Source organism: Bradyrhizobium iriomotense, assembly GCF_030160715.1.
Taxonomy (GTDB): Bacteria; Pseudomonadota; Alphaproteobacteria; order Rhizobiales; family Xanthobacteraceae; genus Bradyrhizobium; species Bradyrhizobium iriomotense.
The window spans coordinates 59,533-86,147 of the sequence record NZ_BSOW01000037.1; the positions used below are offsets into that span (position 1 = coordinate 59,533).

The window sequence follows — 26,615 nt, forward strand, 5'->3', positions numbered from 1 at the left end:
TGCTGGGACAGCCAATCGGATAGGTTGCCTAAAGGTTTGGTTCCTGTTCTGTTTCTATGGGTTCCGGGCCGTTCACGGCAGCTCCGCTGTGGGTCGTAATCCTTGTCAACCGGAGCACACCAAATTCATGGATTTTAACAAAACACGGTACATCCCCATGAGCCGTCGGCGTCGTATTTATGAAGGCAAGGCAAAGGTTCTTTACGAAGGTCCCGAGCCCGGCACCCTGATCCAGCACTTCAAGGACGATGCCACCGCGTTCAATGCGAAGAAGCACCAGGTGATCGAGGGCAAGGGCGTCCTCAACAACCGGATCTCGGAGTACCTGTTTCAGCACCTCAACGACATCGGGGTGCCGACCCATTTCATCCGCCGCCTCAACATGCGCGAGCAGCTGATCCGCGAGGTCGAGATCGTGCCGCTGGAGGTGGTGGTGCGGAACGTTGCCGCGGGCTCGCTATCGCAGCGGCTGGGCATCGAGGAGGGCACGCAGCTCCCGCGCTCGATCATCGAATTCTACTACAAGAACGACCAGCTCAATGACCCCATGGTGTCGGAAGAGCACATCACCGCTTTCGGCTGGGCGACGCCGCAGGAGATCGACGACATCATGGCGCTTGCCATCCGCGTCAACGACTTCCTCACCGGCCTCTTCCTCGGCATCGGCATCCGCCTCGTCGACTTCAAGATGGAATGCGGCCGCCTGTTCGAGAACGAGATGATGCGCATCATCGTCGCCGACGAGATCTCGCCCGACTCCTGCCGGCTCTGGGACATCAAGTCGAACGAGAAGCTCGACAAGGACCGCTTCCGCAGGGACCTCGGCGGTCTGCTCGAGGCCTATACCGAAGTTGCAAAGCGCCTCGGCATCCTCATGGAGAACGAGCGTCCGGCGGGCTCGGGCCCGGTGCTGGTGAAGAGCTAAGAGGGATTATCGACGTGAAGGCACGTGTCACCGTTACCCTGAAGACGGGCATTCTGGATCCGCAGGGCAAGGCCATCGAAGGCGCGCTGAAGTCGCTCGGCGTCGACGGCGTCGCCAGCGTCCGTCAGGGCAAGGTGTTCGACATCGAGCTCGCCGGCGCGGACAAGGCCAAGGCGGAGGCCGCGCTGAAGGAAGCCGCCGACAAGCTGCTCGCCAACACTGTCATCGAGAACTACCGCGTCGAGATCGTCTGAGCTCGCGTCGTGCTTTACAGCCACCCGGCGCGGCGGAAGCGCCAGTAGAGCGCGATGCACGCAGTCACCATCAGGCCCAGCACGACGAAGTAGCCGTACTCCCACTCGAGCTCCGGCATGTGCTTGAAGTTCATGCCGTAGATCCCGGCAACCGCCGTTGGAACTGCGATGATCGCAAGCCAGGAGGCGAGTCTCTTCGAGACCACGGTCTCCTGCGCCTGGCCGACCAGGAGGCTCGCCTCGAACGCGAACGCCAGCACCTCGCGCATGGAATCGATGCGCTCCTGGATGTTGCGGACGTGGTCGGTGACGTCGCGGAACAGGGGCTGCATGGTCGGGCGCACCATCGACAGCTCGTCATGCTCCAGCCGCCGGCAGACTTCCACTAGGGGGCCGATGGCGTTGCGCAGCCGCAGAAGGTCGCGGCGCAGCATGTACAGCCGCTCGATCTGTGGCTTGGTGATCACGTTCGACAGCACGTAATCCTCGATCTCCTCGACCTCCTCATGAATGCTCTCGAGCACGGGGGAGTAGTTGTCGACGATGAAATCGAGGATGGCATAGAGGATGTAGTCCTCGCCGCGGGCCAGCGCCCGCGGGCAGCTCTCGCAGCGCTCGCGCACCGCCGTATAGGACGTCGAGGCGCCGTGACGGACCGTGACGAGATAGCCGTCGCCGACGAAGATGTGTGTCTCGCCGAAGGCGATTCGGCCCTCGATCAGTTGCGCGGTCCGCGCCACGATGAACAGGGCCTCGCCATATTGCTCGATCTTCGGCCGCTGATGGGCGTGGTTCGCGTCCTCGATCGCGAGCTCGTGCAGGTCGAATTGCTTCTGAACGGCGCTGAGCAGCGCCATGTCCGGCTCGTGCAGCCCGATCCAGACGACATGGCCGGGCTTTGCCCGCCAGCTCGAGGCTTCGCTGATCGCGACGTTGGCGACGCGCCGGCCGTCGACATAGGCGCCGGCCGCAACGACGCCCTCGGTGGAGACCGGTTCGGCTGGGGATGTAGGCGACGACGGGACGTTCATGGCTGCAATCCCGGGCAAAATCGTTCGGGCGGAGGGTGGGCTATGGCCTGTGTACAAAGCCGTCAGGCGAGGCTAGCACTGGTAAAATCCGCGTCAAATGGATATGTCTCCTCACGATTTGGCGTGCTGCGCCAGCCCGATTCCAATCCTCGTCCCGGAACTGAAAAGCCATGAAAGCCGCCATCCTCGTCTTTCCCGGAATCAACCGCGAGCGCGACATGGCGCGTGCGCTGAAGCTGATCTCGGGTCACGAGCCGGCGATGGTCTGGCACGCCGAGACCTCGCTCCCGGCAGGAACCGATCTCGTCGTGGTGCCCGGCGGCTTCTCCTATGGCGATTACCTGCGCTGTGGCGCGATTGCGGCGCGCGCGCCGGTGATGGATGCGGTGCGCGACTATGCGGCCAAGGGCGGCCTCGTGCTCGGCGTCTGCAACGGTTTCCAGATTCTCTGCGAATCCGGCCTTTTGCCGGGCGTCTTGATGCGCAACGCGCGGCTGAAATTCATCTGTCACGACGTGCATCTGCGCGTCGAACGCTCCGATACGCCCTTCACCCGCGGCTACAATGCCGGCCAGGTGATCCGCGTGCCGGTCGCCCATGGCGAGGGCAACTACGAGGCCGATGAGGAAACCATCAAGCGGCTCGAAGGCGAGGGGCGGGTGCTCTATCGCTACTGCTCGGCCGAAGGCGTCGTCGACGAGGCCCATAACATCAACGGCGCGGCGCATTCCATTGCCGGCATCGTCAACGACAAGGGCAACGTGCTCGGCATGATGCCGCATCCGGAAAACCACGTCGAAGACATCATGGGCTGCACCGACGGCCGTGGCCTGTTCGCCGGCCTCGTCGCGCATCTCGACCGCGCGGCGTGAACCGCATCACGCGACATCGCGACTGACGGAGGGTTGTTCGAGCGGGCGCGAAGGCGCTCGCGATCCGAACAACTCTGGATTGTTTCATTGCGCTGACATGCTATCAAGGGTGTCGGTGCCATTGATACTTACGTCGGATTTCGCATGCCCGTTGCCCTGATCGTCCTGCTGCTCGAGATCACGCTCATCTGGCACGCGGCGCGCACCGGGCGCTTGCGGCCCTGGGCGTTCATCGTCCTGATGGTGCCGTTGATCGGCTCGCTCGCCTACATCGTGGTCGAGCTCATTCCCGAATGGTTCTCCAGCCCGCAGGCGCGGCAGGCGCGCCAAAACTTTGCCAACCGGCTCGATCCGGAAAAGCGCTATCGCGAATTGCAGGATCGCCTCGCCGCGACCGACACCATCGCCAATCGCGCCGCGCTGGCCGAGGAATGCGCGAAGATCGGGCGGCTCGGCGAGGCGGAGCGGCACTACGATCACATCCTGAAGCTGCCGATGGGGCACGACCCTATCTATGCGCTCGGCAAGGCGCAGGCGGAGTTTTCCGGCAATCGTCCGGCCGATGCGCTGGCGACCCTCGACGATCTCCAGAAGCAGTGGCCGGAGTTCGATTCGGCCGAGGCGCATCTTCTGTACGCTCGCGCGCTCGCCGAGGTCGGACGTCTCGACGAGGCGCTCGAGGAATATCACGCCGTGTCGGGCTACTTCCCCGGCGCCGAGGCGCGGGTGCGCTATGGCATGCTCTTGCAAATGGTCGGCCGCACCGCGGAGGCGCGGGTGGTCTTCAACGAGCTCCTGATCCAGATGCGGCGCGCACCGAAATATCTTCGCGATGCGCAGGCCGAGTGGCTCTCGATCGCCGAGAAGCAGATCTCGACCTGAGCAGCCCGCGCGAGCTCGCCGTCGCGCGCGGTGCGGCTCCCGGGTTAGCCGCCGGCCGGCGATGGCGGCTTCCGCTTCACCCGCTTGATCGTGCCAGAGAAGGTGAACAGCCTGCGCTCGCCGGCCATCATCTCCCCGCGCAGGAAGATCAGCGAGCCGCCGGCGCGGGTGACCTCGCCGGTGCACTCGATCAGTTCGCCCTCGTGCCCGGCATCGAGGAATTCGCAGGCAAAATTGACGGTTACGCCCCGGCCGTCCAGCGCATGGCGGCCGATCGCGAAAAGGCAGTAATCGGCGAACGCCATGAAGCACCCGCCATGGACGTTCTGGGACCCGTTGAGATGCTTTTTTTCGACCCGGAAGGCGCAGCGGACGCGGCCGTCGTCCTCGAAGCGGTGCCAGAAGGGGCCGATATGGTTCTCAAAACTGTCGCGAATCCAGGTCTGCCAGCCCTTGAATTCCCCCTCGGTCGCGACATGCAGGTCGGGGCGCTGGGGAGGCGTCATTTTGGTCAGCTCGTGCAAGGAATGGGGCCTTCAAATGAGGGGTTCTTGCCCTTAAATCCGATCCGTCCGCGCTGTGCAATTCCTGTTCCCGCGGGCCCCTTCTGCAAAACTATGGACAGTGGGAAAATGCGCCTTAAAGGGCTTTTCCCAGGCCGTGGATGTTCCTAAGAACGGCCAGACCCCGCCGAAAGCGCCAAATCCATGCTCAAGAACGAACCGAAGATCACCCCCGAACTGGTCGCCGCCCACGGGCTCAAGCCCGATGAGTATGAGCGTATCCTGAAGCTGATCGGGCGGGAGCCGACCTTCACCGAGCTCGGCATCTTCTCGGCGATGTGGAACGAGCACTGCTCGTACAAATCCTCGCGCATCCATCTGCGCGGCCTGCCGACCAAGGCGCCCTGGGTGATCCAGGGTCCCGGCGAGAATGCCGGTGTGATCGACATCGGTGACGGCCAGGCGGTGGTCTTCAAGATGGAGAGCCACAACCATCCGAGCTACATCGAGCCCTATCAGGGCGCGACCACCGGCGTCGGAGGCATCTTGCGCGACGTCTTCACCATGGGCGCCCGGCCGATCGCCTGCCTGAACGCGCTGAGCTTTGGCGCGCCCGAGCATCCCAAGACGCGGCACCTCGTCTCCGGCGTGGTGGCCGGCGTTGGCGGCTACGGCAATTCCTTCGGGGTGCCGACGGTCGGCGGCCAGGTGCGTTTCCACACCCGCTATGACGGCAATATCCTCGTCAACGCCATGGCGGTCGGGCTCGCAGATACCGACAAGATCTTCTATGCGGCCGCCTCCGGCGTGAACATGCCGATCGTCTATCTCGGCTCCAAGACGGGGCGCGACGGCATTCATGGCGCCTCGATGGCGTCGGCCGAGTTCGACGACAAGTCCGAGGAGAAGCGTCCGACCGTTCAGGTCGGCGATCCCTTTGCCGAGAAGCTGCTGCTGGAAGCCTGTCTCGAGATCATGGAAAAGGGCTGCGTCATCGCGATCCAGGACATGGGCGCGGCGGGGCTCACATGTTCGGCGGTCGAGATGGGCGCCAAGGGCGACCTCGGCGTCGATCTCGATCTCGACGCCGTGCCGACGCGCGAGACCGGCATGAGCGCCTACGAGATGATGCTCTCGGAGAGCCAGGAGCGCATGCTCATGGTGCTCAAGCCCGAGAAGGAGAAAGAGGCCGAAGCGATCTTCGAGAAGTGGGGGCTGGATTTCGCCGTGGTCGGCTACACCACGCCCACCAAGCGCTTCGTGGTCAAGCATGGCGGCGACGTCATGGCCGACCTGCCGATCAAGGAGCTTGGCGACGAGGCGCCGGTCTACGACCGGCCGCATGTCCCCTCAAGCGCACTGCCGATCGTGCACGCGCGCGAAGTGGCGGCGCCGATGGGCATTGGTGCTGCGCTCGAGAAGCTGATCGGCACGCCCGAGCTATGCAGCAAGCGCTGGGTCTGGGAGCAGTACGACCACGTCATTCTCGGCAACACGGTGCAACGCCCCGGCGGCGATGCCGCTGTCGTTCGCGTGGAGGACGGGCCGAAGGGCCTTGCGATGACCGTCGACGTCACGCCGCGCTATTGCGAGGCCGATCCATTCGAGGGTGGCAAGCAGGCGGTGGCCGAAGCCTGGCGCAACATTACCGCGGTCGGCGGCAAGCCGCTCGCGATCACCGACAATCTCAATTTCGGCAATCCGGAGCGGCCCGAGATCATGGGCCAGTTCGTCGGCTGCCTGAAGGGTATCTCGGAAGCCTGCCGCGCGCTGGATTTCCCGGTCGTGTCCGGCAACGTGTCGCTCTACAACGAGACCAACGGCCGCGCGATCCTGCCGACGCCCTCGATCGGCGGCGTCGGCGTGCTCGATGATTTCACCAAGTCCGCTTCGCTCGCTTTCAAGGCCGAAGGCGAGGCGGTCCTGTTGATCGGCGAGACCCATGGCTGGCTCGGCCAGTCGGTCTACCTGCGCGACCTCTGCGGTCGCGAGGAGGGCGCGCCGCCGCCGGTCGATCTCGCCGCCGAGAAGCGCAATGGCGACGTCGTGCGCGGCATGATCCATGCGGGCACCGCCACCGCGGCGCACGATCTCTCCGACGGCGGCCTCCTGGTCGCACTGGCCGAGATGGCGATGGCCAGCGGCATCGGCGCGCGCCTGTTGGCTGCGCCGGCCGCGCTCGTGCCGCACGCCTACTGGTTCGGCGAGGACCAGGCGCGCTACATCGTGACCGTGCCCGAAACGCAGGCCGGCCTCGTGCTTGCAAAGATGCGCGGCTGCGAGGTGCCCTGCGTGCGCATCGGCACCACCGGCGGCGACACGATCGCGATTGCCGGCGAGGCGCCGGTCAAGATCGAGACGCTGCGCACCGCGTTCGAGCGCTGGCTGCCGGAGTACATGGGCGCGAAGGTGGCGTAAGCCGCGTAGCCCGGATGAGCGAAGCGACATCCGGGTCTTCTTTGTGCGATTTCCCGGATATTGCCGCTCATCCGGGCTACGGCTTTCCAGCCTCACAACACCCGTGTGGCGCCGGGAATCTTTCGTAGCGCTGCGGTGGCGGCCCAGCTCAGGATCATCGTGAGCACGAACGCGATCGTTGCCTTGACGATCGCCGGCAAGCTGGCGTCGAACATGAGATACTGAATCCACAGCACGATCGGATAGTGCACGAGGAACATGCCGTAGGCTTCGCCCTGCATGCGGTCGAGCAACGTCGGTCCCGGTGCTTTCGAGTGCAGGAAGAAGGCGAGGATCGTCAACATGATCGACGCCGAGTACAGCACGAAGAAACTGCCGTAGATCGAATGGTACCACCACGGCAGCACCGGCGGATTACCGAGGATCTCGCGCTTGACGTAGATCATGCACCACATCCCGACGTAAGGGATCAGCGTCACGAACAGCCAGTTCCAGCGGCTCTTCGGCAACTGGCCATCCGCGCTGAGCACGCCGGTCGAGATGCTGGCGCAACCCACGCCGGCGCCGATGAAGAAGTAGGAAGCATAGAGCAGCACCCGGCTGGCCTGCACCGAGAACGGCCCGAGTTCGAACCAGTGATTGACGCCGTAGTGGATCAGCATCGGGATGTAGGCGATCTCGCTGACGATCCAGAGCAGCAGCCAGAACCGCCACGGCTCATTGAAGCCCAATTGTGAGATACGGTTGATCGGAAACACCAGCGTCGACGAGACCCGGTAGAGCAGGCACGCCGTAATGTCGAAGGCGAGCAGCACCCAGACGAACCAGACCGGGCCGCTTGGCCACGGCCCGACCGTCACTGTCTTCCACCAGAACGCCGAGAAGGTGAGATCAGAACCTCCCTGCAATGCCAGCGCATAGTAGGCGAGCGGGATCAGCGTCAGCGCGCAGACGGCGAAGGGAAGTCCGAGCCGCAGCAGGCGGTCGCGGATGAAGGTCAGCGGCGTCTTGTGGCCGAGGCCGGGCCATACGAACAGTCCCGACAGGAAGAAGAACATCGCCATGAAGAAGGAGTCGTTGGCGAGTACGATGAGGTCGAACCCGATCCACTCGGTCGGATCGGTGTGACCGAAATAGGTGTAGGGGATGACGGCGTGGTGCAGCAGCACCACGACGGTCAGGAACGTCCGCGCCCGATCCAGCGACAGGTTTCGCGCTTTGCTTTTGGAGGCGGGGCGGACATCCGCACCAACTGCCGTCTGTGAGATGGTGGTCATATTCGCCCCCCGGTGGCGTTTCTCCTTGTCACGGATGTTGCCGCCGGGACAAGCATTCAGCAAGGTCTGTTTCGGTTAGCTATGGGTCTGTCTCGCGCCGCACCAGTGGCGGAGGAACCGGTCCGTTCCCTGCACGTTAGAGTTCACGAAAACTTCAATTGCCCGTCAGCTTCGGCGGCGCGGCCTCGCGGAGCGGGGCGATGACCATCCTGAAATGGGCGCTGATCTTCCTGTTGATCTCGATCGTGGCCGGCGTGCTCGGCTTTACCGGTATTTCGGCGGCCTCCGCCGACGCTGCGCGCTTCCTGTTCTACGTCTTCGTCGTGATCTTCCTGGTGCTCCTGGTGTTGGGGCTCACGATATTCAGGGTGTAGCGGCGCTGTATCACGCCACCGCTACCCGACTTCCTCGATCTTCACCTTGTCCGGATAGAAGGCGAGATGGCCGGAGATCTCCGTCATGGCGGGGAAGGGCGTCTCGTAGGTCCAGATCGCGTTGTCCAGCGTTTTGCCATCGGCCTTGACGTTGAAATAGCTCGCGTCCCCCTTGTAGGGACAATGGGTGACGCGGTCCGTCCGTTCGAGCAAGGCCATGTTGGCGTCCTCCCGCGGTACATATTGCACGGCCGGATACCGGGCCTCCTTCAGCGTCAGCGCCTTCGTGGTGTCTGCAATCACGACGTCGCCCGCCGTCACGCGGACGCGCCTCGGATTGTGAGTGATGGTGATGGGGTGGTCGGGGCCCGGAAGCTTCATGATTTCACGCCTTTTTGGTCGATTGGCCGCGCGGCACTTTGTCGTGCCTTTATCCCGCTTGAAGGCCGAATATAGTCCCTGGAAGCGTGACCTAGAAGGCCGTTCACGCTAAGTTTGGGCCTGCCGGTCCCGGGGACCCCGGCAGTGATTCGAAAGCTTGGGTTGCGAAGACAGGAGCGAGAGCAGAATGCCAATGGACGCCCACGATATCGAGGCGATGATCAAGGCAGCGATCCCCGATGCCGAGGTGACGATCCGGGACCTCGCCGGTGACGGCGACCATTATGCCGCGACCGTGATCTCGGAATCCTTCCGCGGGAAGTCCCGCGTCCAGCAGCACCAGATCGTATATCAATCGCTGCGCGGCCAGATGGGCGGCGTATTGCATGCGCTGGCGCTGCAGACCGGCGTGCCGGGAAGCTGACGGCAAGCTGAACTTTTTTGCGGCGGGGTAGACGATGGCTGCGGACAATCCACGCGGCGCGATGTTTCGTGTCATCGTGCCGGACCAGCCGAGCCGCGTGACCTATGTCGAGCTGTTCTTCGATCTCGTCTTTGTCTACGCAGTCACGCAGATTTCGCACACGCTGCTCGGCCGTTTCACACCGCTCGGCGCGGTACAGGTCACGCTGCTGTTCCTCGCGGTGTGGTGGGTCTGGGTCTACACCGCCTGGGTCACCAACTGGCTGAACCCCGAGCTGACGCCGGTCCGCGTCCTGCTCTTCCTGATGATGCTGGGCGGCCTCGTGCTGTCGACCTCGATCCCGACCGCGTTCGAGGGGCGTGGGCTGTGGTTTGCGATCGCGTACGCATCCATGCAGGTCGGACGCACCGCGTTCTGGCTGTTCGCAACCCCGCCGCACCGGATCCCGGTGCGGCACAATGCGATCCGCATCCTGACCTGGCTCTCGGTCTCTGCCGTACTGTGGATCGCCGGCGGCCTTGCGGAGGGCGAGACGCGGCTCTGGTTCTGGATCGCGGCTGTCGTCTTCGAATACATCTCGCCGGCCGCGCGCTTCTGGGTCCCGAGACTGGGATTTTCGTCGATCGAGGCCTGGGCCGTCGAGGGCGGCCATATGGCCGAGCGCTGCGCCGGCTTCATCATCATCGCGCTCGGCGAGGCCGTCGTCGTCAATGGCGCGACCTTTGCGGAATTGAGCTGGACCGGCGAGAACATCTTGGCCTTCCTCGCCGCACTCCTCGGCAGCATCGCGATGTGGTGGATCTATTTCCACAAGGGCGCGGAAGCGGGATCCGAGCTGATCTCGAAATCTGCCGAGTCCGGCCGGCTGGCGCGGCTCGCCTACACCTACCTGCACATGCCGATCATTGCCGGCATCATCCTGACCGCCGTGTCCGATGAACTCGTGCTGAAGCACCCGACCGGACATTCCGATTTCAGGACGGTGTTGAGCACGGTCGGTGGTCCCCTGGTGTTCCTGGTCGGCACCATCCTGTTCAAGCACGCCATCCGCGGCTTCCTCCAGCTCTCGCACGGCGTCGGCATCGTCATGCTTCTGGCGCTGGGCTGGTTCGGCGGCGAGCTGTCGCCGCTCTGGCTCTCGATCGCGACGACGGCGATCCTGATCGTGGTGGCAGTGTGGGAGTCGGTGTCGTTGCGCGCGAAGCCTGAGAAGGCTGATTGAACCGCGGGTGCCGATCGGACGTCTAACGACGAGGCGCTTTTCGCCAGAGGATATCCCTCATCAAGGCTCCGACAGACATGGATCTTCCCGTCTTCCGATATCATCCTGATCCGATTGCAAGCGGCAGCATCGTTGCGTCCGAGGTGCAATGCGTCTGCTGCGATCAGCGGCGTGGCTTCATCTATATGGGGCCAAGCTATTGCGAGGCGGAGCTCGAAGAGGCGCTCTGTCCGTGGTGCATCGCCGACGGCTCGGCGCATGAGAAATTCGACGCGAGCTTCGTCGACGAAGCGCTTTTCCCGGACGATGTTCCGAGCGAGGTCGTCGAGGAGATCGCCTTTCGCACCCCGGGCTTTGCGGGCTGGCAGCAGGAGCAGTGGATGGCCTGTTGCGGCGATGCGGCCGCTTTCATCGAGCCTGCCGGCCATGCCGAGATCCGCGCGCGCCATCCGCAACTCGAGGGCACATTGATGATGCATATCGTGCAGGATCGCGGCATTTCCGGCAGCGCCGCGACGCGTTTTCTCACCTCGCTCAACCGCGACCACGGGCCGACGGCTTACGTCTTCTGCTGTTGCCACTGCGACGCCAAGCTCGCTTACATCGACTGTCTTTAGCCAGGGCACGCGGAGTCGACATGAGCCATGCCTTCCTGGGCTGCATCACGTGCCTCGCGGTCATGACCTTCTCGTCGATCCCCGGCTTGGCCGGCGATACGGTCCCGCTCGACGTCGAGCTCAAGCTGACGGACCAGGACTACAAGCCGCTCGCGGGCGTGCCGGTTCGTCTGGTGTTCGGCACCTCGGACTGGCAGGTGCCCAATGCCGGCACGCGCGTCGTCACCACGGATGATGGCACCGCGCGCCTGACGGCGCAGGCCGTCATCGACCGACGTTGGAACTTCAGCAACATCGGCTTCACGCCATTCAGCATGCCGTTTCGCGCCGACCATCTTTTTCTTGCGGCCGAGCTCGAATTCATAATTCCAAGACGGAACGGCGCGGATGCCGTTCATCAGTTTCTCTACACCGCCGATATCGATCGGATGCCGGATGGGGATTGCAGCACGCTGGATCTCGACAAGGTCTACGAGGCGGGGCCGGACGGCAGATTCACCAGGCTCGTCGGCTCCAACGCCGCGGGCCCGAATTTCGACGGCATGATCGAGGGGTGGAGGCTCGAGAGCGCCGGATACAGGATGTGGGATTCCATGCTGACGCCGGTCAAGGATGAGCTGACCGGCACGAGCAAATGGCACCTGAAGCTCGGCTTGATACGCCGGCCGAAGCCCGTTCTGGTGCAATAGAGCATGATCCGCAAATGTGCGAAGCGGTTTTGCGAAAAGATCATGCTCAAACATAAGCTAAAGCGCGATGACGATTCATCGCAATCTCATCGCGCTTTAGGCCGTCTTGACTATTCAGACGTGACCAGCGCATGCACGGAGAACATCCGTGCCGCATCGGTCCAGCTCTCCCGCACCCGCCAGCCGGCGCCGCGCGCCAACGCTGAAAACCGCTCCAGGCTGTATTTGTAGCTGTTCTCGGTATGAATGCTTTCGCCCGGCCGGAACGAGAAGCTCGTCCCCAGCATCCGCACGGTCTGGCTCTTCCTGCTGATCAGGTGCATCTCGATGCGGTGCTGCTCGCGATTGTAGATCGCGCGATGGATGAAGGCGGAGAGATCGAAATTGGCGCCGAGCTCGCGGTTGATGCGCACCAGCACATTGAGGTTGAAGCGGGCGGTGACGCCGGCCGCGTCGTTATAGGCGTCGTGGAGCACGCGCTCGTCCTTTTCGAGATCGGCACCGACGATCATCAGCGCGCCCCGGCCCAAAATCTCTCGCGCGCTCCTCAGGAACGCCTGGGCTTCGTGCGGTTCGAAATTGCCGATGGTCGAGCCGGGGAAGAAGCCAACCTTCGGCAGCGAGGCGACCGCGGACGGCAGCTCAAAGGGCGCAGTGAAGTCTGCGGCCACGGGATGGATGCCGAGCGAGGGGAAATCCCGCCGCAGGCCGTTCGCTTGCTCCTGAAGGAAATCGCCGGAGATGTCGACGGGCACGTAGGCGGCGAACCTGCAATGCTTCAGGAGCAGGCGGACCTTCGTGGTTGCGCCGGCGCCGAACTCGACCAGCGCCGCATGCTCCGGGATGATTTTCGCGATCTCGCTGCCGCGCTCGCGCAGGATCGAGAGCTCGGTGCGCGTCGGATAATATTCCGGCAGGCGCGTGATCGCCTCGAACAGCTCTGATCCCGTCGCGTCGTAGAAATATTTCGGTGACAGCTTTTTCGGCTGCTGCGACAGATCTCCGATGGTGTCGCGGGCAAAGGCGGTGGTCTGTTCGTCAGGAAGATGGGCTTCGGCCAAAGCGCTGGCGTGCACATTCATGATACTCTCCTGAACGCGCTGTCCGGCGCGCGGTTGTCGTCGGATGAGAACGCTAAGGCGCGATGGGATCGGATAAATCAACATCGCGCCTTAGATTATTGTTGGAGCATGATCTTTTCGAAAAACCGCAGCACGCTTTGCGCTAACGCGGCCCTTCGGGTCCGGATCATGCTCTAGTCGTAGTCGGCGAGGCGTAATCCCGTGAATTGCCAACGGTGGTGCGGGTAGAAGAAGTTGCGATAGGTGATACGGCTGTGACCGCCCGGAGTTGCAAGCGAAGAGCCGCGCAGCACCAGCTGATTGACCATGAACTTGCCGTTGTACTCGCCGAGCGCGCCTTCCACCGCTCGGTAACCGGGATAGGGCGAATATGAGCTGCGGGTCCATTGCCAGACGATGCCGAAGGCATCGTTGAGCTGGCCGGCGCGGGCCGCCACCTCCCATTCCATTTCGGTCGGCAGGTGTTTTCCGGCCCAGCGCGCGAAGGCATCCGCCTCGTAATAGCTGACGTGGCACACGGGCGCGTTGGGATCGACCGGCTTGAGGCCGGCGAGCGTCATCATGTACCAGCTACCATCGATCTCGCGCCAGTGGCCCGGCGCCTGCCAGCCCTCGTTGCTGACCGTGGCAAAGCCGTCCATCAGCCAGAGCGGCGCGGCTCGGTAACCACCGTCGCGCATGAAGGCGAGCCATTCGGCGTTGGTGACGAGATTGCGCGCGATCCTGACTGGACCTACGAGCGCGCGATGCGCCGGCTTCTCATTGTCGAAATGAAAGCTGTCGTCGGCGTGTCCGATGCTGTGGATGCCTTCGTTCAGGGGCAGCCACTCTGCGCCGGTCTTGTTCGGGGCCGGGAAGCGCCACTCGGGATCGTAAGCGGGCAGGACCGGATTCTGCGCAAAGGCATGCAGGATGTCCGTGAACATCAACTCCTGGTGCTGCTGCTCATGATTGAGGCCGACTTCGACCAGTGGGCTAATGGTGCGAAGCTTGGCTTCATCAGCCTCGCGGAAGAATTTGACGACGGCCGCATCGACATATGTCCGATAGGCCGTGACTTGTTCGGCGCTCGGCCGCGTGATGTCGCCGCGGCGATGCCGGGCATGGCGTGGACCGGCGCTGACGTAATAGGAATTGAACAGGAATGCGAAATCGGGATGGAAGGGCTTATAGCCCGGACAGTGCTCGCCGAGCAGAAACTGCTCGAAGAACCAGGTCGTATGCGCGCGGTGCCATTTCGTTGGGCTCGCATCGGGCATCGACTGGATCTGCTGGTCCTCTGGGCTCAGCGGGCCTGCGCGCCGCTCGGTCTCGTTGCGGACCGCGAGAAAGGCGTCAACCAGACGCTCGGCAAGGCTGCCGGAATCGGACAACGGTGACAAAAGAGGGGGGCTGGCCGTAGCGGAAGCTTGTTTCGTCACGGTTTTCTCCGGATGGACAAGAGAACGTTGCAGGCGCGGCTCGGTTCCAGGAAACACGTTCGTCCTAGATAGGGCCCCCGTTACGGGAATAAAGTCCTCCCCAGCTATAATATTAGTGTCATCAGGCTATGGAGCGGCGGGGCTCGGGCGGGGCGTTTCCCCGCATGGCAGGGCGGCGTCGCCGCCATTTTACTTTGGATGCACAATAGTTTGGGCTACATATATAGGCCGGTATCAGGCTAGATGGGCCGAGCCGGCCCGAAGCGATCAGGGCTCCGCCCCGGAAGGACATGGATATGAGCATCGAGGAATTCATCGACAGCGAAGTGAAGTCGAACGACGTGGTTCTGTTCATGAAGGGCACGCCGCAATTTCCGCAGTGCGGTTTCTCCGGCCAGGTCGTGCAGATCCTCGACCACCTCGGCGTTGGCTATAAGGGCCTGAACGTTCTCGAATCCGCCGAGCTGCGCAATGGCATCAAGGTCTATTCGAACTGGCCGACGATCCCGCAGCTCTATGTGAAGGGCGAGTTCGTCGGCGGCTGTGACATCGTGCGCGAGATGTTCCAGGCCGGCGAATTGCAGCAGCTCTTCTCCGAGAAGGGCGTTGCGGTCAACGCCGCGGCCTGATCCTTGGCGATGCTGACGCGCCGGATCGGTGGCGCGCAGCTCGAAATCATTGTTGCCGACATCACGACGCTCGGCGTTGACGCCATCGTCAACGCCGCCAATACGTCGCTCCTCGGCGGCGGCGGGGTGGATGGGGCGATCCACCGGGCCGCCGGCCCGGACCTCGTCGCCGAGTGCCGCATGCTCCACGGCTGCAAGACGGGTGATGCCAAGATCACGCGAGGCTATCGGCTGAAGGCGGCCCATGTGATCCACACCGTCGGGCCGGTGTGGAATGGCGGCACCCTCGGCGAAGACGATCTGCTCGCCTCCTGCTATCGCCGTTCGATGGAGCTCTGTCGCAAGCGCGGGCTCGCTTCCGTGGCGTTTCCTGCGATTTCGACCGGCATCTACCGTTTCCCGGCGGACCGCGCCGCGCAGATTGCGGTCGCTACCACGGTCGAAGCTCTGGCGACGACCCCTTCCGTCACTCAGGTCATCTTCTGCTGTTTCTCCGAGCCAAGTGCCGTCTTGCATCGTGAGGCGCTGTTGGCGCACGGCGCCGGCGATTGACGATGAGGCCGGGCCGTCGTTCCGTCGAAGGACGTCTGGCCCTCCTACGTTGGCTGTTTGTCTGCGCTGGGCTCTTGGCATTCGCCGCGGTTGCAGCGGCAGAAGACCTGCTTGCCGGCCACGAACTCGATCCGCAGAAGCTTGCGCCCGTCAGCGACTATCTCAGCGGTGAGGTCGCGGCCGGCAAGATTCCCGGCGCGATCCTGCTGATCCAACAGCACGGCAGGCCCGTCCTCTACGAGAAATTCGGCCTGCGCAACGTCAAGACGGCGCAGCCGATGACGGACGACACCATCTTCCGCCTTTATTCGATGTCGAAGCCGGTCACCTCGGTTGCGGCGATGATGCTGGTCGATGACGGCAGGCTTGGTCTCGACGATGCTCTGTCGAAATACATTCCGGCCTTCGCCGATGTGAAGGTCGGCATCGCACGGCCCGATGGCAAGCTGGAGCTCGAACCGCTGGCGCGGCCGATCACGATCCTCGATCTCTTGCGCCACACTTCCGGGATCACCTATGGCTTCTACGGTGACAGCCCCGTGCGCAAGCTCTATGCGCAGGCTGGCCTGTTCGACAGCGATCCCGACAATGCCGAGTTCGTCGCGCGCCTGGCGCGGTTGCCGCTGGCTGAACAGCCGGCGACGCTTTGGGACTACGGCCATTCGACCGACGTGTTGGGGCGGGTGATAGAGATTGTCTCGGGCGGAGCGCTCTATCAGTTCGAGAAGGAGCGGTTGCTCGATCCCTTGGAGATGCGCGATACGGCCTTCTTCGTCGCCGACGACGCGAAGCGGTCCCTGGTTGCCGAACCCTTGCCCAACGACTGGTTCGACCGTCCCGTCGCGGGGATCAGGGAGGCGGCCGCGCCGCATCGGTGGGAGTCCGGTGGCGCCGGCTTGGTTGGCACCATCGGCGATTATGCGCGCTTTGCGCAGATGCTGCTCAACGGCGGCGAGCTCGATGGAAGGCGCTATCTCAGCGCGAGACGGTCGCACTGATGACGTCGGATCAGATCGGCGAGGGGACCGGGATCGGGAAAGATCCCGAGTTCGATTTTCCTGGTCCTGATAGCGGCTTCGGCCTGGGATTTGCGGTGCGGACGGATGCGACCGCGCCGCTGCCCGTCGGCGAATATCGCTGGGATGGCGTCGGCGGCACCTTCTTCTTTATCGATCCCGCCGACGACATGTTCGTCATCTGCATGATGCAGTCGCCGTCGCAGCGCGGGCCGATCCAGACCGAATTGAAGCGGCTGGTCTACGAGGCGATGGGCGCTGATCACGCCCCGCGCACGATCTCGCGTACGTGGCCGATCGTTTCCTCGATCATCGCCGCGGTCACGTCGAGATGCGTGCAGGCGCGGATGCGGCCATCCATCATCGCAAGCATCACGCCGCGCTGGCGCAAGGCAGCGACCATCTTATCGCCAGCGACGCCTGCGCCGTCGGGCTTGAAGAACACGAGGTTGGTCTCGGGCTCCTGCACCTCGATGCCTGCGATTTGCGCCAGCCCGCGCGCCAGCGCGCGCGCATTGGCGTGGTCGTCGGCGAGCCGGTCGACGTGGTGATCGAGCGCGTAGATGCAGGCGGCCGCGCAGACGCCGGACTGCCGCATCGAGCCGCCGAGGCGCTGCTTCCACTGCCAGACCGCGTCGATGAAGTCGCGTGAGCCGGCGAGCGCGCCGCCGATCGGCGCGCCCAGGCCTTTCGAGAAGTCGATCCAGGCCGAATCCCAGCCTGCAGTCATGTCGCGCGCGGCGATGCCGGTGGCGACGGTCGCGTTGAGCAGGCGCGCGCCGTCCATGTGGGTGGCTAGCCCATTCTGCTTCGCAATCGCGACGATCTCGTCCAGCGCCGCCTTCTTCCAGATCGTGCCGCCGCCGATATTGGCGGTCTGCTCGACGCTGACCACCGTCTGCGACGGTTGATAGCGCGTGCGCGGATGCAGCGCCTTGCGGAACGTTTCGGGCGTGAACTGTCCGTCAGGGCCGGGTAGCTGCGTGACCTGGAAGCCGCCGAGGGCTGCATGCGCGCCGCCTTCGCGCGCGATGATATGCGCGGTCTCATGCGCGAGGATCTCGTCGCCGGGACGGCAATGCACCAGCGTTGCGGTGACATTGCACATCGTGCCCGAAGGCATGAACACCGCGGCTTCCTTGCCGAGCAGGTCCGCAACGCGCTCGCAGAGCGCATTCGTGGTCGGATCGTCGCCGACCTGCTCGTCACCGACCTCGGCACGCGCCATAGCCTCGCGCATTGCGGGCGTCGGCCGCGTCTGCGTGTCAGAGAGCAGGTTGACGCGCACCGGCGGCGCCTTCGGATCGACGGGGGGCGGGGTATAGAGCATCAGCATTGCTCCTTGCGCAGTTCCATTCGCTGGTTGTCAGCGGTTCTTTGGGGGACGTCGAGCGGCGTGACGAAATCGCATAATAACGATTTCCGTCGCGGTCACGCGATAATCGATCAGATAGGGATAGGGGTTGACAGGGAGGCGGCGCACGTTCGCTCGAGTCGCCTGCCGTCCTGCATAGGGGATGGTCCTGCAGCAGCGCAATCAGAGCAACAATGCGGTCGCGTACGTGAGCTGCTCCCTGCGGCGATCGGGATTCGATGTAAGTCAAAGCATTGTCGATCTGGGCGAGCGCCCGCCGTGTGTAACGGACCTTCACAGCCCGTGCTTTGCCCACATTGCGCGTACTTCGTCGGCACTGGCAAGCTCGCCGCGGGCGATCTCGGCCTCAGCCTCGACCAGATCCGCTTCTTCTGCCTCTGTGAGCTGGATCGGTGGTTGGTCGACGCCTGCGAGCTCGAGCAGCGCTCGCGCCAGCTCGTCCTGCTCTGAGTCGGGTAGGACCGATACTTTGCTAAAGGCCTCGTCCAAAAGACGCGTCATGATCAAGCTCCACCGCGTGCAATCATAGCACAGATGGATCGAGAAATGGGAGTGACCGGCCGAAACGATAAGGCCCCGGTTTTGCCGGGGCCTTTCGAGCTTCGTTATCAGCGCGAATAGAATTCGACGACCAGGTGCGGCTCCATCTGCACCGGGAACGGCACGTCGGAGAGGCCGGGGATGCGCGCGTATTTCGCGGTCATCTTGCCGTGGTCGACTTCGAGATAGTCGGGCACGTCGCGCTCGGGGAGCTGGCTCGCTTCGAGAACGTGGGCGAGCTGCTTGGAGGCTTCCTTGACCTCGATCACGTCGCCGACCTTGAGCTGATAGCTCGAGATGTTGACCTTGCGGCCGTTCACCTTGATGTGGCCGTGGTTGATGAACTGACGCGCGGCGAAGATCGTGGAGACGAACTTGGCGCGGTACACGACCGCGTCGAGACGACGCTCCAAGAGGCCGATCAGGTTCTCGCCGGTGTCACCCTTGAGGCGGCTCGCCTCGACATAGATGCCGTGGAACTGGCGCTCGCTGATGTTGGCGTAGTAGCCCTTGAGCTTCTGCTTGGCGCGGAGCTGCACGCCGAAGTCGGAGAGCTTGCCCTTGCGGCGTTGGCCGTGCTGGCCGGGGCCGTACTCGCGGCGGTTCACGGGGCTCTTCGGGCGGCCCCAGATGTTCTGGCCCATACGGCGATCGATCTTGTACTTCGCCTCACTGCGCTTAGTCATCGCGTCCTCTTGATAGAGTTAGGTTGGTTTGAGGAAACGCGCCCTCCTGTGTGACCGGGAAACCCCGGCACCGACAGGCCCCATCCCCAAAGCTTCAAGGGACAAGGCCACGGGTCGCGAAACGCTTCGCGGGCCGAAATCGGCCCGCGAGCAGGCGGCTTTTAGGAGAAATCGGGCCGTCCTGTCAATCTTTTACGTCGCCACGGCCCGGATCGGCTTGGGCTCCGCTGCCTGCCGGCTGCCGCGCAATTCGGCAGCGATTTCAGTGTTCAGGGCCTGTTCCAGCCGGGTCAGGACCCGGGCGATCGGTGCGGCATCGGTAATCCGGTGATCCCAGCGAAGGACGACATTGATGGTCTGGTCCGGCTCGGCCACCCCATAGCTCAGGATGAACGGTCCCGGCGTGATGGCATGCAGTTCGCCCCCGCCATAGGCTGCAACCGAGGTGACCGAATAGCTGCCGAAGAAGCTGGCGCGCTGGCGGCCGAAATTGAGCCCGATCAGCCACGCCAGCCGGCGCAGCGGCAGCGGCAGGCGCATCGCCAGCATCATCTTGCGAACCATCGGCACGTCCCGAAGCGGAGCCTCCTTGGCATGCCGGATCAGGGCGTCGATCTCGGCCAGCGGCAGGGCATCCGGGCCGGCAATCCGCTGCGCCACCACGCATTCCTCGCCGTCCACGACGCGCGCGATCGCTACCATCGCCACGCTTTTGGGCAGCTCATAGAAGGTCGGCCATGGCCATTTGGCGTAGAGGGTGCGCAGGATCGGCTCGTCCCTGGCGACGAGCGCGAAGGCCTTGACGAAGATCGCAGCCCAGCCGGCCGGCACTTTTGCACTTGCGCGGGCCTCGAGCAGGGGACGGATCTGGAGCGGCCGCGACAGCGAGACAAAGGGCACGCCCATCGAGGCATGCATGAGGTCAAAGACCATGCGCCGGAGCAGTGAGATTTTCCTGGGTGTACCGCGCATCGTCCTCGGGTTTCCGCGGGCTCAAATAGGTGTGGCGAGTCGATCGTTCGCCCGCCGCCCTGATCTAGCATGAACCAGCCGGCTTGCAGCCAGCGGGTTCATGATCATGCCCTTGTCAGGTTCAGAAGAAGGTTCATAAATTTCGGGTATAATCATGTCATTTCAATGCGTTAAATGATTGATTTGATGTGGCCCGCAATCGACCTTGAGAATCGCTCGAAGGGCGGCCTACCGCCTGATCCCCTCGAACGCCGACATGATGCCGCGCTGGAACAGCGACCAGTCGAAGCCAAGCGCGATCGCACGGTAGCCGCGGTCGATCAGGCGGTTGGCCTGCTCGGCAGTGCGCGCGACCCCGCCGATCGGCACACCGCTTTTGAGGATGCCTGCCTCGGCCCGGGCGATCAGGTCCGATAGCTCCGGGTCGTCCATCTGGCCGCGCTTGTTGATGGAGGTGGCGAGATCGCCGGGACCGATCACGGCGATGTCGATGCCGGGCGTAGCCATGATCTCGTCGATGCGGTTGACCGCCTCGACATGCTCGATGGTGATCATGCAGAGCATCTCGTCATCGGCGGAAGCCATGTAGTCGGGCATCGACTGGCCCCAGCGGAACGGCGCATGGAAGGGACCCCAGAGACGATCGCCACGCGGCGGATAGCGCACGCTGCGCACCGCCTTCTCGGCTTCCTCGCGGCTCGTGATCATCGGGAAATTGATGCCGAAGGCGCCGATGTCCATCGGGGCCTTGGCAAGCCAGGGCTCGTTGGCGGCGATGCGCACCAGCGGCGTGCACTGCGTGCCCGTGGTCGCGGCGATCATCGCATGCGCTTCGGTCAGGCCGATCGGCCCGTGCTCGAGATCGACGATGATCCAGTCGAGCGAGCGCGCCATGATTTGTACGGTCTGCACGCTCGGAATGGTCGCGATCGCTCCGAAGGCGGGGCGGCCTTCGCGCCAGAGCTGGCGGAGGCGGTTGAGCGGCGTTGATGTGGCTGACATGGCCGGAACCTGCGGGATAGGGCGGTGCAACCTAGCAGCGTGCCACCGACGCGGAAAGTCAGGCCGGGATGCGCCCGCCGAAGAATGGCGTCAGTGCAGGTCCGAGCCTATGGGCGCGCTTGGATGTGAAAACGATTTCGGCGCCGGACTGGACGAGATCGGTGACGCGCGGGCCGAGCAGGTCCGAAACGCGGCGCGCGATCGCCGGGGCCGGATCGATCCAATTCACCCGCCACGGTGCGAGCTTGATCAACCGGTCAAGGAGTAGCGGATAATGCGTGCAGGCGAGCACGATCGTGTCGGTGCGCGCCATCGTATCCTCGGGGTTTCCGACGAAGCAGGGTTTCAGCTCCGCGAAAATGTCGCCGTCGCCGACCGTGGTGCCGCTCAGCGCAGCCTCGGCGAGCGACGCGAGCTCGGGCGAGCCGACCAGCGTCACCTCGCAGCCTTGGCCGTGATCCCGGATCAGCGCCTGGGTATATTCGCGCTTGACGGTGGCCTTGGTGCCGAGCACCGAGACACGACGGGTCTTCGACTGCGCGCAGGCCGGCTTGATCGCCGGTACCGTGCCGACGAAGGGCAGGCGATAGGCGGCGCGCAAGTGGCCCATGACCGAAACGGACATGGTGTTGCAGGCAATCACCATCAGGTCAGGCTTGTGCGCGGTGATCAGATCGCCGACCAGCGGCACCACGCGGGCGATGATCTCGTCCTCGCTGTGATGGCCGTAGGGGAAGAAGGCGTCGTCGGCGACGTAGACGTAATGCGCATCGGGGCGCGCCGCGACGACCTCGCGCAGGACGGTGAGCCCGCCAAGGCCGGAATCGAATACCAATATCGTCGGGGAGTCTGCCACGCGGTTACCCTAGCCTTGCCATGGTTACCATTCGGTTTTTGGGGCGCTTTTGCGGCAGATGCGGGTTCGGCCCAATTTTGAACGATTCAAATCGCCTCGATCGTACTCGCCCGCTATCAGATCGCGCGATGCTGCGCCGCAGTTGGGGACGTCTGCGAAATTCGGGGGAGCCGACATGATCAGAAACACGCCTGCCGGCTGGGGCAGTATCTCCCGCTGGTTTCACTGGATCCTCGCGGTCGCGATCATCGGCATGATCGGTTTCGGCTGGTGGGTCAACCACGTGCCGGCGCGGCCCGACCGCTTCTTCTATCGCTCGATCCACGCCGACATCGGCTATGTGGTCCTGCTGCTCACCGTCATTCGCCTGGCTTGGCGTATCGGCAACCCGACGCCGGCGTTGCCGGACGACAGCCGTCCCTGGCAGAATATCGCCGCGCGTATCAGCCATGGCGCGCTCTATCTCGTCGTCATCCTGGTCGCGATGCTCGGTTGGGCCCATTCCGGCGCGCATACGCCCGATTACTCCAGCTTCTTCGGCCTGTTTCACGTGCCGCAATTCACCTCTCCCGATCGTGAGGCGGCGCGCGCCTATGAAGACCGTCACATCCTCTTTGCCTATGTGCTGCTGGCTCTGATCGTGGTTCACGTCGCCGCCGCCGCCTGGCACCACTACATCCGCCGCGACCGCGTCGCGGTGCGGATGCTGACGGAGGATGCGAAGGCGGGGTAGGGGTGCGGTTCCTGCCCGTCGCAACGTCATGCCCGGGACGAGCCTGGGCATGACGACGGCGAGTATTGCGTTCTAGGCGATCCTGTTGGTGGTCGTTGCTCGCTCCGCCTTGAGCTGGTCCTGCAAGCGCGAGATGTTTTCGAGCAGGCGCTGGCTCGCAAGGACCAGGAAGTAGTAGCCGAACTGCGGATCCTGGAAGTAGATCTCGAGCAGCCGCTCATAGGTGATGGTGAGCACCTGGCCGTCCTCGATGCACTCCACAGTTCCGGTGCGCTGGTTGTTCGGCGTCAGGAAGCCGAGCTCACCCATCAGGCGGCCAGGCGGGATCTCGATGTTGATCTCCTTGACCAGAAACTTTCCGGTCACCGTCAGGAACATCTCGTTGGCGGGGTCGTGGATCTTGAAGAGCGTGTCGCCGCGGCGGTACTTGCGCTCGGTCATGAAGGGCTTGAGCCATTCCATCGACATGTCGCCCTGCGTCGCGTGGCGCGCTTTCTTGACGAGCTTGAGCATCTGGCGGAGACGAACGCCGTTGATGGGGACCAGCAGCAGATACAGCAGAAAGGTCGAGGTGTTGCCGGACAGCAGGCCATAGATGGCGAACAACGCGCAGCCGATCATGTTGGCAACCCGCAGCGGCACCATGGTCTGCATCAGAAGCGTCGCGACGAAGAAGAACGCGCCCACGACGGCGAACAGATTGGCCAGCGTGATGTTGGCCAGGAAGATTTCCAGGAGCCGGTTGAACAGGGCATCGTAGGTGATGTTGTTGGGATCGAGGCCCATCTGGACCAGGATCTTCGCGATCCTGAGATTATCCGCAGCCGTATCTAGAATGCGGTTCAAAATCGACGAGATATCTGCGCTGGACGTCATCATAATTCCCCACGCCTCAAGCCGTCGGTTACTTCCGGATACGGATAATCGAAATCAATAGCGATCGTTTGAGTAAGATGACCGGCGGATTCGATGCAAGCGGCCAATTCTAGCCCGCGCGGCGGTTTCGGCAATTGTCCACTCGTCGGACCCGAAAGCCCGTCAGAACGGACCTCATTCGAGGCCGTAGGCACCAAAAGCAATGTCGGGTGAGCCATCATGTCCGATTCTTGCGACTATTTTCGTGCGCACATGATCGTGGCCACCCGCAAGGCGCTTGCCTTGCCGGCGGCTGAGCGGGCGCTCACCGAGGCTGACGACGGTCCGCAGGAAATGACCGAGCCGCCGCCGACCAACCTGTCCGGCTGAGCGCGCGGCTGCCTTTGACGACGTGGAATGGTCGTCAGCGCCCCCTGCTGCAATTCTGTGCAGCGGTTCGATGACAGCCTGACGAAAGCGACAGCAAATCTTGCAGTCTGGAAATCCCCGTCCTGGCCACTATGCTCGTTGCGCGGCCGGCTGCTGTACGCCGCGCCGCGAAGGGGGATGGCATGCGCACAACATCTGTCGGCGTCGTTCGTATTCCCACCAAAGGGCCGGGCGACGTCGCGGGCCTTTTGGGGATGATCGAGCAGGGCGAGATCGATCCGAAGGCGATCCTCGCGATCCTGGGCAAGACCGAGGGCAATGGCGGCGTCAACGACTTCACACGCGAATATGCCGTCGCTGCGCTCTGCACGGCGCTTGCGCCGCATGTCGGGCTCGAGCCTCATCGGGTCGAGCAGCGCATCGCCTTCGTGATGTCCGGCGGCACCGAAGGCGTGCTGAGCCCGCACATCACCGTCTTCACGCGCAAGAGCATCGCGCAGGCGCCGGCCGGTCTTGCCGACAAGCGGCTCAGCATCGGCATGGCACAGACCCGCGACTTCTTGCCCGAGGAGCTCGGCCGCAGCGCGCAGATCGAGGAGACAGCGAAAGCGGTGGTATCAGCCATGGCGGATGCCGGCATCACCGAGCCGAAAGACGTGCATTTCGTCCAGATCAAATGCCCGCTCCTGACCAGCGACCGTGTCGAGGCGGCATCCGCGCGCGGCAACACGACCGTGACGACCAGTGCCTACAGCTCGATGGCCTATTCGCGCGGCGCTTCCGCGCTCGGCGTCGCGGTGGCGCTCGGCGAGATCGAGGAAGGGATCCGCGATCAGGATGTGCTGCGGCGGTTCGAGCTGTTCTCGAAGGTGGCCTCGACCTCGGCGGGGATCGAATTGATTCACAACGTCGTCATCGTGCTCGGCAACTCGGCGTCTTCGGCGAGCCCGTTCGAGATCGGCCATGCCGTCATGCATGACGCCATCGATGCTGCTGCCGTGATCGAGGCGCTCGCAAGCGTGGGGCTGAAGGCCGGATCGACGGCGAATACGGGCCGCGAGCTCGTCAACATCTTCGCCAAGGCGGAGGCTTCGCCGAACGGCAACGTCCGCGGCTTTCGTCACACGATGCTGGAGGATACCGATATCAGCGCGACACGACATGCCCGCGCCGCCGTTGGCGGCCTGATCGGCGGTCTTGCAGGAAGTGGCGCCGTCTACGTCTCCGGCGGTGCAGAGCATCAGGGGCCTCCGGGCGGTGGCCCCGTTGCCGCCATCGTGCGGGTCGCCGATGATTCCGATTGAGCGCAGCGGAGGGAGTATCCCCGTGCTCATCGGTGTTCGGCCGGCTGACGGCGGCCAATGTAACGCGTTCACTTCGCGGCGCTGTTCACGCTGCGATGCTGGATCGACACGGGAGCCGAATTGAGCGTCGGACCGGAGGCGCTCACCAGGTCACTGCGCAGTGATGGCGAGGCCGCGTGAAGCGCGAAGATGATGGCAATCTGGGTCCGGTTCTGAAGGCGGTATTTGCGCATGATGTTGCCGATATGCGCGCGAACCGTATTTTCGGAGATCTTGAGTTCGTAGGCGATGTTCTTGTTCTGCATGCCTCGCGCAATGAGCATCATGAGCTCGCGCTCACGCGGCGTTGGTGTGATCGGTACGCTTGTATTCATGACCAATTCCTCCCTGGCATGAAGGTTGACGTGACCATCCCGGCATTTTTCTCACTCCACCTTGAGCGCTTCGATCGGACTGAGCTTGGAAGCCATGTGGGCGGGATAGAACCCGAAGATCACACCGGTCACGGCTGAAAATCCAACGGCAAGGCCAATCGACCGCATGTCGATCGCGGTGATCCAGCCGGCCAATCGCGCCACCGATATCGACAGCGTGATGCCGCCGACGACTCCAATGGCGCCGCCAAGAAGACAAAGAACGAGAGCTTCACAAAGAAATTGCAAACGAATATCGCGCATCCGGCCGCCGAGCGCGCGGCGAATTCCGATCTCGCGGGTGCGTTCGGTGACGGAAACGATCATCACGTTCATGATGCTGATGCCGCCGACGAGGAGCGAGACCGAGGCGATCGCGAACAGCAGCAGCGCGACGGTGCGGATGGCGCCCTGTTGCGCCTCCATGGCGGCCGCGGGATCCTGCACCTTGAAATCGTCGGCCTGGCCAGCGGGAATCCTGTGTCGTTGCCGCAGCAGGCCTTCGATCTCGCTGGTCGCGCCCGCCATCTGGGTATCGGAGGCGACCTTGACGAGGATATAGGCGATGGCGTCGCGGTTGATGCCGCTCGCGCTGCCGAGAAAGCGCAGCTTGGCGGTGGTCAGTGGAACGAAGGCGACATCGTCTTGCGACGGACCCTTGCGATCGAGCACGCCGATGACTTCGAGCGGGACCTGCATGATCCTGACTTGCGCGCCGATCGGATCATCGCCCGGCGCGAACAGCTCTTTGGCGGCGGCACTGCCGAGGATGACGACCTTCGCGGCGCTCGCTTCCTCGGCCGCGGAGAAGTATCGACCGGACGACAATTGCCAGTCGCGCACCATGAAGTGCGAGGTGGTCGTGCCGTTGATCGTGGTGTTCCAGTTCTTGCTTTCCCGGATGACTTGCGCGGTGCCCG

Annotated in this window: 30 protein-coding genes and 1 pseudogene; 16 read left to right on the forward strand and 15 right to left on the reverse strand. The window is 63.6% G+C overall.

Going from position 1 to position 26,615, the window contains the following annotated elements; all coding sequences use genetic code 11:
• Positions 1-157 precede the first annotated feature (157 nt).
• Together purC and purS are read left to right on the forward strand one after the other, a co-directional pair.
• Complete coding sequence (gene purC, locus QQL28_RS37530; protein WP_008974302.1) at positions 158-925, forward strand: phosphoribosylaminoimidazolesuccinocarboxamide synthase; 768 nt, start codon at positions 158-160, stop codon at positions 923-925.
• 14 nt (positions 926-939) lie between these two features.
• Entirely contained in the window at positions 940-1,179 is a 240-nt protein-coding gene (purS, locus tag QQL28_RS37535) for a phosphoribosylformylglycinamidine synthase subunit PurS (protein WP_014494125.1), read from the forward strand.
• A gap of 14 nt (positions 1,180-1,193) precedes the next feature.
• Here purS and corA read toward each other — a convergent pair whose 3' ends face one another.
• Positions 1,194-2,210 (reverse strand): magnesium/cobalt transporter CorA, encoded by a 1,017-nt coding sequence (corA, locus tag QQL28_RS37540; protein ID WP_284273818.1) that lies wholly within the window; start codon positions 2,208-2,210, stop codon positions 1,194-1,196.
• A gap of 170 nt (positions 2,211-2,380) precedes the next feature.
• Here corA and purQ point away from each other — a divergent pair, with 170 nt between their 5' ends.
• A complete protein-coding gene (gene purQ, locus QQL28_RS37545) occupies positions 2,381-3,082 on the forward strand; it encodes a phosphoribosylformylglycinamidine synthase subunit PurQ (RefSeq protein WP_284273820.1) in 702 nt (233 codons plus the stop codon).
• A gap of 144 nt (positions 3,083-3,226) precedes the next feature.
• The gene (locus QQL28_RS37550; RefSeq protein ID WP_284273822.1) at positions 3,227-3,964 is read left to right on the forward strand and encodes a tetratricopeptide repeat protein; all 738 of its coding nucleotides are present in this window, start codon (positions 3,227-3,229) and stop codon (positions 3,962-3,964) included.
• 44 nt (positions 3,965-4,008) lie between these two features.
• Here QQL28_RS37550 and QQL28_RS37555 read toward each other — a convergent pair whose 3' ends face one another.
• Entirely contained in the window at positions 4,009-4,488 is a 480-nt protein-coding gene (locus QQL28_RS37555; protein WP_284273824.1) for a PaaI family thioesterase, read from the reverse strand.
• A 183-nt stretch (positions 4,489-4,671) separates the two neighbouring features.
• Between QQL28_RS37555 and purL the strand changes: the two genes are divergently transcribed.
• Complete coding sequence (gene purL, locus QQL28_RS37560; RefSeq protein ID WP_284273827.1) at positions 4,672-6,885, forward strand: phosphoribosylformylglycinamidine synthase subunit PurL; 2,214 nt, start codon at positions 4,672-4,674, stop codon at positions 6,883-6,885.
• 92 nt (positions 6,886-6,977) lie between these two features.
• Here the strand turns inward: purL and QQL28_RS37565 are convergent, their stop codons facing one another.
• Positions 6,978-8,162 carry an acyltransferase family protein gene (locus QQL28_RS37565; RefSeq protein WP_284273829.1) on the reverse strand — a complete coding sequence of 395 codons (1,185 nt, stop codon included), beginning with the start codon at positions 8,160-8,162 and terminating at the stop codon, positions 6,978-6,980.
• A 200-nt stretch (positions 8,163-8,362) separates the two neighbouring features.
• On the opposite strand from QQL28_RS37565, the gene QQL28_RS37570 reads away from it, so the two are divergent.
• Entirely contained in the window at positions 8,363-8,536 is a 174-nt protein-coding gene (locus QQL28_RS37570) for a DUF1328 domain-containing protein (protein WP_284273831.1), read from the forward strand.
• Between the two features lie 21 nt (positions 8,537-8,557).
• Here the strand turns inward: QQL28_RS37570 and QQL28_RS37575 are convergent, their stop codons facing one another.
• A complete protein-coding gene (locus QQL28_RS37575) occupies positions 8,558-8,917 on the reverse strand; it encodes a DUF427 domain-containing protein (RefSeq protein ID WP_284273832.1) in 360 nt (119 codons plus the stop codon).
• A gap of 187 nt (positions 8,918-9,104) precedes the next feature.
• Between QQL28_RS37575 and QQL28_RS37580 the strand changes: the two genes are divergently transcribed.
• From QQL28_RS37580 to QQL28_RS37595, 4 genes are all read left to right on the forward strand, one after another.
• Positions 9,105-9,341 (forward strand): BolA family protein, encoded by a 237-nt coding sequence (locus tag QQL28_RS37580; protein WP_027525381.1) that lies wholly within the window; start codon positions 9,105-9,107, stop codon positions 9,339-9,341.
• 34 nt (positions 9,342-9,375) lie between these two features.
• Positions 9,376-10,563: a low temperature requirement protein A gene (locus tag QQL28_RS37585; RefSeq protein WP_284273840.1), complete on the forward strand. Its 1,188-nt coding sequence runs from the start codon at positions 9,376-9,378 to the stop codon at positions 10,561-10,563.
• A 77-nt stretch (positions 10,564-10,640) separates the two neighbouring features.
• A complete protein-coding gene (locus QQL28_RS37590; RefSeq protein ID WP_284273841.1) occupies positions 10,641-11,180 on the forward strand; it encodes a CbrC family protein in 540 nt (179 codons plus the stop codon).
• A 20-nt stretch (positions 11,181-11,200) separates the two neighbouring features.
• Positions 11,201-11,869 carry a hypothetical protein gene (locus QQL28_RS37595; protein WP_284273842.1) on the forward strand — a complete coding sequence of 223 codons (669 nt, stop codon included), beginning with the start codon at positions 11,201-11,203 and terminating at the stop codon, positions 11,867-11,869.
• 110 nt (positions 11,870-11,979) lie between these two features.
• Here QQL28_RS37595 and egtD read toward each other — a convergent pair whose 3' ends face one another.
• Together egtD and egtB are read right to left on the reverse strand one after the other, a co-directional pair.
• The gene (gene egtD / locus QQL28_RS37600) at positions 11,980-12,951 is read right to left on the reverse strand and encodes an L-histidine N(alpha)-methyltransferase (protein WP_284273843.1); all 972 of its coding nucleotides are present in this window, start codon (positions 12,949-12,951) and stop codon (positions 11,980-11,982) included.
• A gap of 173 nt (positions 12,952-13,124) precedes the next feature.
• Positions 13,125-14,372 carry an ergothioneine biosynthesis protein EgtB gene (gene egtB / locus QQL28_RS37605; protein WP_284273844.1) on the reverse strand — a complete coding sequence of 416 codons (1,248 nt, stop codon included), beginning with the start codon at positions 14,370-14,372 and terminating at the stop codon, positions 13,125-13,127.
• A 296-nt stretch (positions 14,373-14,668) separates the two neighbouring features.
• On the opposite strand from egtB, the gene grxD reads away from it, so the two are divergent.
• The 3 genes and pseudogenes from grxD to QQL28_RS37620 all read left to right on the forward strand — a co-directional run.
• Positions 14,669-15,001, forward strand: a complete 333-nt coding sequence (gene grxD / locus QQL28_RS37610) for a Grx4 family monothiol glutaredoxin (RefSeq protein WP_284273847.1) — start codon at positions 14,669-14,671, stop codon at positions 14,999-15,001.
• A gap of 3 nt (positions 15,002-15,004) precedes the next feature.
• Complete coding sequence (locus QQL28_RS37615) at positions 15,005-15,553, forward strand: O-acetyl-ADP-ribose deacetylase (RefSeq protein WP_284273849.1); 549 nt, start codon at positions 15,005-15,007, stop codon at positions 15,551-15,553.
• A 2-nt stretch (positions 15,554-15,555) separates the two neighbouring features.
• Positions 15,556-16,829: pseudogene (locus tag QQL28_RS37620) on the forward strand (serine hydrolase domain-containing protein); the annotation flags it as partial.
• A gap of 2 nt (positions 16,830-16,831) precedes the next feature.
• Here QQL28_RS37620 and QQL28_RS37625 read toward each other — a convergent pair.
• The 6 genes from QQL28_RS37625 to murI all read right to left on the reverse strand — a co-directional run bounded on the left by QQL28_RS37625 (position 16,832) and on the right by murI (position 22,000).
• Complete coding sequence (locus tag QQL28_RS37625) at positions 16,832-17,899, reverse strand: threonine aldolase family protein (RefSeq protein WP_284273851.1); 1,068 nt, start codon at positions 17,897-17,899, stop codon at positions 16,832-16,834.
• Between the two features lie 318 nt (positions 17,900-18,217).
• Positions 18,218-18,445: a hypothetical protein gene (locus QQL28_RS37635; RefSeq protein WP_284273853.1), complete on the reverse strand. Its 228-nt coding sequence runs from the start codon at positions 18,443-18,445 to the stop codon at positions 18,218-18,220.
• A 107-nt stretch (positions 18,446-18,552) separates the two neighbouring features.
• Positions 18,553-19,170, reverse strand: a complete 618-nt coding sequence (gene rpsD / locus QQL28_RS37640; RefSeq protein WP_018647416.1) for a 30S ribosomal protein S4 — start codon at positions 19,168-19,170, stop codon at positions 18,553-18,555.
• A gap of 192 nt (positions 19,171-19,362) precedes the next feature.
• Entirely contained in the window at positions 19,363-20,142 is a 780-nt protein-coding gene (locus QQL28_RS37645) for an acyltransferase (protein ID WP_284273858.1), read from the reverse strand.
• A gap of 228 nt (positions 20,143-20,370) precedes the next feature.
• Entirely contained in the window at positions 20,371-21,144 is a 774-nt protein-coding gene (locus QQL28_RS37650; RefSeq protein WP_284273859.1) for an HpcH/HpaI aldolase family protein, read from the reverse strand.
• A gap of 58 nt (positions 21,145-21,202) precedes the next feature.
• On the reverse strand, positions 21,203-22,000 hold the full coding sequence (murI, locus tag QQL28_RS37655) for a glutamate racemase (protein ID WP_284273860.1): 798 nt from the start codon (positions 21,998-22,000) through the stop codon (positions 21,203-21,205).
• A gap of 175 nt (positions 22,001-22,175) precedes the next feature.
• On the opposite strand from murI, the gene QQL28_RS37660 reads away from it, so the two are divergent.
• Positions 22,176-22,733 (forward strand): cytochrome b, encoded by a 558-nt coding sequence (locus tag QQL28_RS37660; RefSeq protein ID WP_284273861.1) that lies wholly within the window; start codon positions 22,176-22,178, stop codon positions 22,731-22,733.
• Between the two features lie 72 nt (positions 22,734-22,805).
• On the opposite strand, the gene QQL28_RS37665 is transcribed toward QQL28_RS37660, so the two are convergent.
• Positions 22,806-23,612: a Crp/Fnr family transcriptional regulator gene (locus QQL28_RS37665; RefSeq protein ID WP_348522549.1), complete on the reverse strand. Its 807-nt coding sequence runs from the start codon at positions 23,610-23,612 to the stop codon at positions 22,806-22,808.
• Positions 23,613-23,828: 216 nt separating this feature from the next.
• On the opposite strand from QQL28_RS37665, the gene QQL28_RS37670 reads away from it, so the two are divergent.
• Together QQL28_RS37670 and atzD are read left to right on the forward strand one after the other, a co-directional pair.
• Positions 23,829-23,978, forward strand: a complete 150-nt coding sequence (locus QQL28_RS37670; RefSeq protein WP_284273863.1) for a hypothetical protein — start codon at positions 23,829-23,831, stop codon at positions 23,976-23,978.
• Positions 23,979-24,160: 182 nt separating this feature from the next.
• The gene (gene atzD / locus QQL28_RS37675; protein WP_284273864.1) at positions 24,161-25,282 is read left to right on the forward strand and encodes a cyanuric acid amidohydrolase; all 1,122 of its coding nucleotides are present in this window, start codon (positions 24,161-24,163) and stop codon (positions 25,280-25,282) included.
• A 68-nt stretch (positions 25,283-25,350) separates the two neighbouring features.
• Here the strand turns inward: atzD and QQL28_RS37680 are convergent, their stop codons facing one another.
• Complete coding sequence (locus QQL28_RS37680; protein WP_284273866.1) at positions 25,351-25,656, reverse strand: response regulator transcription factor; 306 nt, start codon at positions 25,654-25,656, stop codon at positions 25,351-25,353.
• 51 nt (positions 25,657-25,707) lie between these two features.
• The coding region (locus tag QQL28_RS37685; RefSeq protein ID WP_284273867.1) for an ABC transporter permease at positions 25,708-26,615 on the reverse strand (908 nt) is incomplete at its 5' end.

Bases quoted from the DNA above. Each gene is read 5' to 3' on its own strand.
- grxD (WP_284273847.1), top strand. From the start codon at position 14,669: ATGAGCATCGAGGAATTCATCGACAGCGAAGTGAAGTCGAACGACGTG.
- QQL28_RS37590 (WP_284273841.1), top strand. From the start codon at position 10,641: ATGGATCTTCCCGTCTTCCGATATCATCCTGATCCGATTGCAAGCGGC.
- QQL28_RS37595 (WP_284273842.1), top strand. From the start codon at position 11,201: ATGAGCCATGCCTTCCTGGGCTGCATCACGTGCCTCGCGGTCATGACC.
- QQL28_RS37635 (WP_284273853.1), bottom strand. From the start codon at position 18,445: ATGACGCGTCTTTTGGACGAGGCCTTTAGCAAAGTATCGGTCCTACCC.
- QQL28_RS37550 (WP_284273822.1), top strand. From the start codon at position 3,227: ATGCCCGTTGCCCTGATCGTCCTGCTGCTCGAGATCACGCTCATCTGG.
- purL (WP_284273827.1), top strand. From the start codon at position 4,672: ATGCTCAAGAACGAACCGAAGATCACCCCCGAACTGGTCGCCGCCCAC.
- QQL28_RS37680 (WP_284273866.1), bottom strand. From the start codon at position 25,656: ATGAATACAAGCGTACCGATCACACCAACGCCGCGTGAGCGCGAGCTC.
- QQL28_RS37580 (WP_027525381.1), top strand. From the start codon at position 9,105: ATGCCAATGGACGCCCACGATATCGAGGCGATGATCAAGGCAGCGATC.
- QQL28_RS37570 (WP_284273831.1), top strand. From the start codon at position 8,363: ATGACCATCCTGAAATGGGCGCTGATCTTCCTGTTGATCTCGATCGTG.
- QQL28_RS37575 (WP_284273832.1), bottom strand. From the start codon at position 8,917: ATGAAGCTTCCGGGCCCCGACCACCCCATCACCATCACTCACAATCCG.
- QQL28_RS37565 (WP_284273829.1), bottom strand. From the start codon at position 8,162: ATGACCACCATCTCACAGACGGCAGTTGGTGCGGATGTCCGCCCCGCC.
- purC (WP_008974302.1), top strand. From the start codon at position 158: ATGAGCCGTCGGCGTCGTATTTATGAAGGCAAGGCAAAGGTTCTTTAC.
- QQL28_RS37670 (WP_284273863.1), top strand. From the start codon at position 23,829: ATGTCCGATTCTTGCGACTATTTTCGTGCGCACATGATCGTGGCCACC.
- QQL28_RS37645 (WP_284273858.1), bottom strand. From the start codon at position 20,142: ATGCGCGGTACACCCAGGAAAATCTCACTGCTCCGGCGCATGGTCTTT.
- QQL28_RS37650 (WP_284273859.1), bottom strand. From the start codon at position 21,144: ATGTCAGCCACATCAACGCCGCTCAACCGCCTCCGCCAGCTCTGGCGC.
- QQL28_RS37585 (WP_284273840.1), top strand. From the start codon at position 9,376: ATGGCTGCGGACAATCCACGCGGCGCGATGTTTCGTGTCATCGTGCCG.
- egtD (WP_284273843.1), bottom strand. From the start codon at position 12,951: ATGAATGTGCACGCCAGCGCTTTGGCCGAAGCCCATCTTCCTGACGAA.
- QQL28_RS37665 (WP_348522549.1), bottom strand. From the start codon at position 23,612: ATGATGACGTCCAGCGCAGATATCTCGTCGATTTTGAACCGCATTCTA.
- QQL28_RS37625 (WP_284273851.1), bottom strand. From the start codon at position 17,899: ATGCTCTATACCCCGCCCCCCGTCGATCCGAAGGCGCCGCCGGTGCGC.
- atzD (WP_284273864.1), top strand. From the start codon at position 24,161: ATGCGCACAACATCTGTCGGCGTCGTTCGTATTCCCACCAAAGGGCCG.
- corA (WP_284273818.1), bottom strand. From the start codon at position 2,210: ATGAACGTCCCGTCGTCGCCTACATCCCCAGCCGAACCGGTCTCCACC.
- purQ (WP_284273820.1), top strand. From the start codon at position 2,381: ATGAAAGCCGCCATCCTCGTCTTTCCCGGAATCAACCGCGAGCGCGAC.
- QQL28_RS37660 (WP_284273861.1), top strand. From the start codon at position 22,176: ATGATCAGAAACACGCCTGCCGGCTGGGGCAGTATCTCCCGCTGGTTT.
- rpsD (WP_018647416.1), bottom strand. From the start codon at position 19,170: ATGACTAAGCGCAGTGAGGCGAAGTACAAGATCGATCGCCGTATGGGC.